General features: G+C 47.4%; 6 protein-coding genes. 4 read left to right on the forward strand and 2 right to left on the reverse strand.

Annotated features, from left to right (window positions below; all coding sequences use genetic code 11):
* Positions 1-93 precede the first annotated feature (93 nt).
* The 4 genes from COV46_00225 (at position 94) to COV46_00240 (ending at position 1,649) form a co-directional block, all read left to right on the forward strand.
* Positions 94-513: a hypothetical protein gene (locus tag COV46_00225; GenBank protein ID PIR18393.1), complete on the forward strand. Its 420-nt coding sequence runs from the start codon at positions 94-96 to the stop codon at positions 511-513.
* Positions 486-830, forward strand: a complete 345-nt coding sequence (locus COV46_00230; protein PIR18387.1) for a hypothetical protein — start codon at positions 486-488, stop codon at positions 828-830. The genes COV46_00225 and COV46_00230 overlap by 28 nt, the downstream gene beginning before the upstream one ends.
* A gap of 91 nt (positions 831-921) precedes the next feature.
* Positions 922-1,263 carry a hypothetical protein gene (locus COV46_00235; protein PIR18388.1) on the forward strand — a complete coding sequence of 114 codons (342 nt, stop codon included), beginning with the start codon at positions 922-924 and terminating at the stop codon, positions 1,261-1,263.
* Positions 1,264-1,376: 113 nt separating this feature from the next.
* A complete protein-coding gene (locus COV46_00240) occupies positions 1,377-1,649 on the forward strand; it encodes a hypothetical protein (protein ID PIR18389.1) in 273 nt (90 codons plus the stop codon).
* A gap of 44 nt (positions 1,650-1,693) precedes the next feature.
* On the opposite strand, the gene COV46_00245 is transcribed toward COV46_00240, so the two are convergent.
* Together COV46_00245 and COV46_00250 are read right to left on the reverse strand one after the other, a co-directional pair.
* Positions 1,694-5,686, reverse strand: a complete 3,993-nt coding sequence (locus tag COV46_00245) for a hypothetical protein (protein PIR18390.1) — start codon at positions 5,684-5,686, stop codon at positions 1,694-1,696.
* Positions 5,687-5,723: 37 nt separating this feature from the next.
* Positions 5,724-6,620: a hypothetical protein gene (locus COV46_00250; GenBank protein PIR18391.1), complete on the reverse strand. Its 897-nt coding sequence runs from the start codon at positions 6,618-6,620 to the stop codon at positions 5,724-5,726.
* Positions 6,621-7,025: the final 405 nt, after the last annotated feature.

Genomic DNA, 7,025 nt, shown 5'->3' on the forward strand with positions numbered 1-7,025 from the left:
TAGCCAGCGTCAACCTGCCTCCACATGCGCGGAAGGTCTAGTTCGTGCTATCGTGCTATCGCAGAGTTCGTGCTCTAGGCCTTTTTATTTGCTATTGGGGACCTAATTTGTTATCAAGGCCGCGTGAAAAGCAAAACATTAACATGGCTTGAGCTGGCAAAGAACGATTTGGAGTTCGCTAAAGAAATACTTGAAAATAAAAAACGCCCCCATTATGCCGCACACTTCTGCCATCAGGCCGTCGAAAAGCTTTTTAAGGCTGTCATTCAGGAAAAAACGAACGATATTCCTTTAAGGACCCATAATTTTAAGTTGCTTTGTCAGCAAGCAAAAATAAATATCCCAGAAGAACGTATGAAATGGTTGCTTTCACTATCTCCACACTACATTGGCACAAAATATCCGGAAGATGTCTTTAAGCTGTACAAACAATATAGCCAAAGGTTCACCGAAACATTATACAAGCAGACGAAGGAGTTTTTTGAATGGCTAAAAACAAGCTATCTAAAATAAGGCCTGCCATAAAAAAATATGTCGTGGAGCTTGGTAAAATTGGCATCAGACCGCTTAAAGTTATCGTTTATGGTTCCTATGCCACAGGCAAGGTCCATGCGGGTAGCGATATAGACCTTGTTGTAATTTCAAAAGATCTTGTTAAGTGGCCTCCGATAGAACGGCTACAAATCCTCTCACGCGCCACATTCAACGTAGACGCGCCACTCGAAGTGATCGGCTACACCCCCAAAGAAATAGCCAAGAACGGTGATAGAAGTATTTTTTGGGAAGAAGTTACCCACACAGGCAAAGAAGTCTTTAAAAAAACCGCGTAAGCTCGCGCGCTCGTGCTATCTTGTGCTATCGCGAAAATGTAAGCAAGTGTTTTTGCTTGCCGATAGTGGATGGTTTTGATAGCCAAGACATGTGTTTCTGACAAAAGAGAAAGTCCAAATATTGAATGCTGTTTTTGCAAGGATATCAAAGGACGATTGCATAGTTTTCCTGTTCGGTAGTCATGCCACCGGCGAAACGGTCCGCGGTTCGGATGTCGATATCGGCATTTTGTCACGATCGGCCATATCGGCAAAAGATTTCGTTGAGATCGAAGAGGATGTGAATAATAATACTGCGGGATTGAAAAAGATCGACCTTGTTGATTTTTCTACCGTTAGCAAAAAAATACGGCAAGAGGCGTTAAAGGAGATCAAGATATGGCACGAAGGAAAAAATTGTCGAGGACTTTTGAGAAATTTGAAGCGGGCCTGAACAAGCTGACCGAAGCTGTTTCGAAAGACTTTGAAACAAAGTATGATAACGATGTGCTCGTTGAGATCGTCACGAAGCGATTTGAATACACCTTTGAAACGATGTGAAAAACGTTGAAAGAGATACTTGTCGAAGAAGGAATTGAAACGGTATCGCCTTTAAGTTGTTTCAAAGAGGCGTTTAATATCGGCTTAATATCCAAGGAAAATGAAGAAATATTTTCGCTAATGGTCAAAAAAAGAAACGAGATCGTACATATATATTCCGACGAAGACGCCTACGAAGCCTATTTATTGATAAAATCAACCTTCACGATAGCACAAGTAAAAAGCCCCGGCGGTCTTTCGACACATCCGGGGCCCTTGGGGGAGTTAGAATTACCGTAACTCGTGATCTGTGACTAGTAACTAGTCACGAGTTACGAATCACGTTATTTGGCTTTCTCTTTTCTTCTCATCCTTGTTCCAACCACGCGGGTCGCGAGGAGCATGCCTGCGAACATGAGGGTCATACCCCACGTTTCGCCACCTGCACCGCCTATGTTACCGCAACCGCTCTTTTGACCTGTGGTCATGCGGGCGATGTTTCCAGAAGATCCGCAGACTCCGTCGCTGCAGAACTCGTCCTTATCGGGGTTGCCGTCGCCGTCGGAATCTCCGCTTCGGGGATCGGATTCAAGAGGATTCATATTCTCATCTATATCGACCTTACCGTTGCAGTTCTTGTCTTCAAAGTTGGTCGCGCTTGCAAATCCGTCAAAGAGTCCGTCCTTATCTGTGTCCGGATCGTTCGGGTTCGTCATCGAACCTGAGAGCAGCGTCTTACCCTTCTGCGTCTTGAGCAGGTACACTCCCGAGCCGGAGGCTGTTTCTACCGCAATCACCCAGCCTGTTTCGATACCGTCGATTATTCCGTCGCCGTCGCTGTCAGGATTGTTCGGTATCGTGCCGAACTCTTTTTCATAATAATCGGGTAGGCCGTCGCCGTCCGTATCCGAACCGCAGGTGATACCTACAGTGATCCCGCAGAAGTTCCCGCTGGGTGTATCTGTATATACGCCCTTGAGATTCGCCGTATCCATCCCGTAGTTCTCACAGGTATCATCACCCATCTTGCCGGGGTCAGATTCTTTCTGTTCCGTATTGAGAGAGGTCTCTGTCCAGAGCTGATTCTTCACATGGTAGCACATTTCGCCGTCACCCTTGTTCGGGTCTTCCGTTGTATCCGTACAACCGTCAACAAGGCCGTCGCCGTCGGTATCTTTCTTTGTGGGATCCGAACCAATGGCAGCCTCGAAATTATCGGGCAGACCGTCGCAGTCTGAATCTACGCCAAAGGTACCCTGACCGCTGCCAACGAGGCATCCTACTCCGGAGAGTGAAGGTGACCCGCCGCCAGCTACTTCGATATTGTCGGCTATTCCGTCCTTATCTGTATCGGCCGAGCATGGGTTGCTCTGGCTGAAGTCATAGCTTCCGCTTGCGGGAGGTATCAACTGCTGCATAACGTCGTCATACCACGGCCAGTTGCCGTTAACGTTACCCTTTGTCTCAACTCCGTCACTTATCGAATCGCCGTCGCTGTCCTTATTGTTCGGGTTCGTACCTATCTTCACCTCTGCACCATCCTTCAGGCCGTCCTGATCCGTGTCCGGATTCCATGGATCGGTATCCTGGAGGCCGGCTTCACCCATGGGTTCGCCCTTAGGATTCATGACCAGTTCAAGACAACCCTGTTCCGCAAATGTCGTCTTATCGTATTGTTTATCATTCAGATTCATTATTTCCAGCTTGTCGTTAAGACCATCCTGATCGGAATCAGATGAGCGCGGGTTGGTCTCACTGAATCTCACTTCATCAAGATCGGTCAACCCGTCATCATCGCTGTCGTCGTCAAGCACATCTGTTTCGTTAAGCTTTGCTTCTTCTTTATTAACTGTATCAATGGAAGGTTTATACTGGCCATCCCAATCCTTATCTTCTTCGCAATCGCGCAGTCCATCCTTATCTCGATCGACATAACACGCCAGGACCGGCCTGAAGAGGAATATCTTATAGAGGTCGTTGCCTGCGGCACCGCCGAACGGATCGTCATCAACGCCGTCCTTTATGCCGTCGCCGTCCGTATCACTATTATAAGGGTCGAGCTGTGCGCCGGATATCGCCGTAGGCTGACACTGTCCAAAATCCCTTTCCAGACAATCGGGAATTCCATCAAAATCGGTATCTTTATTGCTGCAAAGAGACATGATAAGCTGCCAGTTTTTTATCTGATAGAGGTCGGCTACTCCATCCTTAGATTCCTGACCGTCCTTATCCAAGGCATCCTTCAGCTTAAGCACCGGGATCTCGTTCGCATCCTTTTCAAGATAAGACGGGTCCACAGACATGATCACTTCGTTCTCTATGCAACCGGGCGCGCAGTCAGCGCCCGCTTCGTTATTCATCTCAGGACATCTGTCATTCAGGTAGTCCTTTTCCTGTTTGGGACATCCTACGCCCTGGCCATCACATATCTCATCATCATCCGTATCCGCCACCTTGGCATTGGTCTCGCCCCTGCTTCCGTCATATTGACCGTTAAAATCCTTATTTATATCAAGGCTTGAATTGAGGCATACAAGATGTTCAACGGTCTGGCCTGCCGGCACTGTCTTTCCGGCCGGGACGGGCTTACCATCTGCGTCGATTACATACCAGCCGTATACCGCTCCTACATCCTTCTTGTTCGAAAGATCGCACTTGCCTGGCTTGCCGTCGGGGAGGGAGTAAATGGCGTCGTTCAAAGCGCCGTATATCTGACCGGAGTAATGGAAGAACGCGGGCCATGACTGGTTGTACATTCTGGTCCTGTCTTCTGCGCTATCGGGAATACCGTCGTTATCGCTGTCCGTATCGTTAACGTCCGCCATGCCTTCATTATCACTGTTAATAGGCGTGACCGAAGCGCCCCATTCGGCGCCGTCACCTATACCGTCACCGTCCGTGTCATATTTTGTCCAGCAGCTGACCGTTTTGTAGCAATCACACGTTCCCTTTTCTGATGCGGGAACTCCCGGTTTAAGCGTGCCGGCTTCGACCACGTCATATACACCGTCCATGTCCGTATCTCTTGTGGGATCAACGCCCGTGAGGTTGAAAGCGCACTGTGAGATGTTCATGAAAAAGTACGTTGCAGTGCCGTCAGGCGACTGGTTTCCTGCGGAACCTGTAAGCTGATGCTTAAGTCCGAACACCTTTGTCGCTGAGCCGACAAGACCTTCTTCAAGAACAGGTATTAGGAATATCTTTGATGTCTTTTGAACCGCCTTGTCATAGGCAAATTCGAACCTCCCAATGATGTTCTGCGTTCCGATATCTACCTCTGCCACCTTACTTGAAAGCCTTCTTAAACCAAGGCTTGCACCAAGGTCCTCTTCCGTGGATTCTTCCTGTTTGTAAATGATGACCTTCTTGGCCTGGACCACCTGTGCAGCTGAACCATCCAGACATGTGGCCACATTATTCACAATGGTCGCCTGACAATTGTAGATAAAACCATTAACAGTATACTTACCCGTGGGCTGATTATTGGTATCTCTCTCTTCATACATCATGAGAGTTTCGGGTAAAATATATGCATTTACAGGAAGGAGCATGTTGGTCATTCCATTTTCTACAAGATCAAGATTGTCTGCAATTTCAGGGTTCCCAAATGGAAGGGCCATCGAACGAGCGGCATCCCAAGTTCCCTGTGCGTAAAGACCGGTCCTTGAGAATGCAAGCTGGTTCAGCTCGCCCTTAAACGTCAAATGAGTGGCCTTTGCCGAAAGTCTGATCGCGTCAAGGTCGTTATAAGCGACCGTGACTCCGTCGAGAGTAACGTTAATGGCATCGATACAGATACCGTTGGCATTTGTTCCGATCCTGCCTTTAATAAAGATATTTTTCAGGCGAACCTGTTCTGCCTTGATATAAACAGCGCATTTGCCAAGGTTTTCGCCCTCTTCGGTGATGACATCTCCGGGCTCTTCGGAGTTCGAGACATCAATGCCGGCCTTTATGAGGCCAAGTTCAAAGTCTGTGTAATCATCAACTATCAAGGTAACGCGATGCTCATCGGACCCAAGGACGAACTCGCCTGTTGCCTGATTGGCTGCATTAAGGACCACCGGCACCCTTATGGTGATCTGATCGACATCTGAATCAAATTTGATGCCGTTCTCGCATCCGACCTTATCAGGGTTTTTATGGTTGAACGCGTTCTGGTATCTCCATAGAGAGTTATCGACGTTATTGCCATCCTCGGTCTCCACGGTGCAAACCTTGTCGCTGGAGACGCTTGCCCATGCTCGGCCGATGTTCGTTGTAGCAATAGCCACAACTCCTATCACCATTACCAGCACCATTTTGATCGTTACCTTCATAATTGAAACTCCTTTCATAAAAGCGCTCCCCCTTGTATGAAATTTACCTGCTTATTCAAAACGTCAGAATATTAATTCCCGCCGTAATCATATGAATTGGCTCGTACTGTTTTTTGCTTCCACCTATTTCTATTTGAAATGTAGGGTTGTATTGTAAGAATAATTCCACGCCCTTAAGCTGAAGAATTCCCCTCAAGCCAATTTTGGCAGCCAGCAGATTTGGATATTTGCCTTCCTTACTGCCATCATCGACTCCGGTGACATTCATCAAACCACCGAGACCCGCAATAAATTCGCCTCCCAAACAAACGCCGCCGCCTACATCTCCGCAATAACCAATGGTCCCCTCAAGACCAACACCGATCCTTAGCTTGCTATCCTCCATCATGCTGCCATCTTGTTTGCTGTAACGCCTCAGATTCACTAAAAAGTCCATATAACCGCCGGCGCTTACTGTTAAACCCGGACCCGTCAGCCTGTATCCAATACCAAGCTGGGGAATGAACCCTGGCACTGATTCAAAATCTTCCGCATCTTTTTCAACAGGTATTGACGGCGTACCGCCACCGGCAACTTTGATGTAAAACGTATCTCGAGATTCCATTATTGAAATTATTGGGAGTTTATCCCAAGCCTTGGTAATATCTGCATCGACTACGCTAGCTTTATGCATTGCGGCTGTAAATTCGGCCAGTGTCATCTCAACTACCTTGCCGCTCTGCATCTTTACTTTTCTTTTTTCAATAGAAGGAGCACCGGGAATAGCCGGGGCATCTTCTACGGCCGCTGCTGGAACATCAGCAGCGGGAGCGACCGCTGGCGCAGGTGCCGACGCTGGGGCTGCTGGGGCGTTATCCACCACAGCATTCATAAAACTCTCTGCCGATGCTTTCGGTTCCTCCTGGGCAACCGCTGCCATTGCCAATATTCCTGCCGTTGATGTTATCAACATAAATTTTTCTCCTTTGTTTCTTTTTTCTCCCCTTAAATCGCCTATTAAATATTCAAAACTCTGAAGGCCCTTTGCCTCCACTAGGGTTATCGGGCAATTCCTTAATAAGTTGCGTGCTTTTTTATATGACCCACTTAACCTATTGATATTATTAGATATTGACCCTGAATTTTTTGAAATAATAGGACCTGCAAAACCGACAAACCTTACGACCTACCCATGCACTTGATAAATAATGCTTTTTTTAGATAATCATTGCCTTGCATCTCAATCTATTATAATAGACCAAGTACTCACAATTAAACTTAAGGGCACCTCTATAAACTACTCACTCTGTCATTGCGAGGAGCCGCAGGCGACGAAGCAATCTCCATAAATCAAGTGTTTGCGGGAGATTGCCGCGCC

Source organism: Deltaproteobacteria bacterium CG11_big_fil_rev_8_21_14_0_20_49_13 (genome assembly GCA_002796305.1).
GTDB lineage: Bacteria > UBA10199 > UBA10199.